2 protein-coding genes are annotated in these 768 nt (G+C 41.8%); one reads left to right on the top strand and one right to left on the bottom strand.

The features are described 5' to 3' along the window. Nucleotides 1-331 (top strand): GDP-mannose 4,6-dehydratase (locus ACWHAR_RS26165; RefSeq protein WP_452088308.1); only part of this gene is annotated, 331 nt, incomplete at its 5' end. A gap of 71 nt (nt 332-402) precedes the next feature. Here ACWHAR_RS26165 and ACWHAR_RS26170 read toward each other — a convergent pair. Next, the coding region (locus tag ACWHAR_RS26170; protein WP_452088309.1) for a DUF4352 domain-containing protein at nt 403-768 on the bottom strand (366 nt) is incomplete at its 5' end.

The following is a 768-nucleotide window of genomic DNA, read 5'->3' on the forward strand; positions in this document are numbered from 1 at the left end:
CGATTATATTCACGTCGTTGATCTCGCAGAAGGCCACGTCAAGGCGCTGGAAAAAGTATTGAACACTACAGGAGCCGATGCATACAACCTTGGAACAGGCACAGGCTACAGCGTGCTTGAAATGGTCAAAGCCTTTGAAAAAGTGTCAGGGAAAGAGGTTCCGTACCGTTTTGCGGACCGCCGTCCGGGAGACATCGCCACATGCTTTGCAGATCCTGCGAAAGCCAAGCGGGAACTGGGCTGGGAAGCGAAACGCGGCCTTGAGGAAATGTGTGCTGATTCCTGGAGATGGCAGTCTTCTAATGTGAATGGGTATAAGAGTGCGGAATAAGAATGGAGGCCTTCTCAATAGAGAAGGCCTTTAAAGAACAAGGGTGCCTGAACAGGCACCCTTGTTAGCTGTTATTTGATTTTCACAATAACATCATTACTGAATTTTAGTTTCCAAGTGCCTTTTGCATAAGCTTCCTTGTCAACTTCAAATGCTTTTACACCTGTTACTTTAATATTAGGATTTAGATCACTCAAAATTTTAGAGTTATCAACTTTTGTCTCAGTTGCATAGTTTACAGAAGCATCAATATCAGAATCATAAGAAGTACCATCAGCATCAACTAATTTAACAGTTGGAATTGAAAAAGAACTTATTGGCTTTTTAGATACGTTTTTAATTGTATATTGAACAGCTACAATTGTACCACCATCAGATGCTTTCTTTTCAACATATTGAGTACCGACAGTATCTCTGTCCTCTACCCTCGTAACTGT

The sequence above is a fragment of the Bacillus sp. LR--39 genome (genome assembly GCF_053613335.1).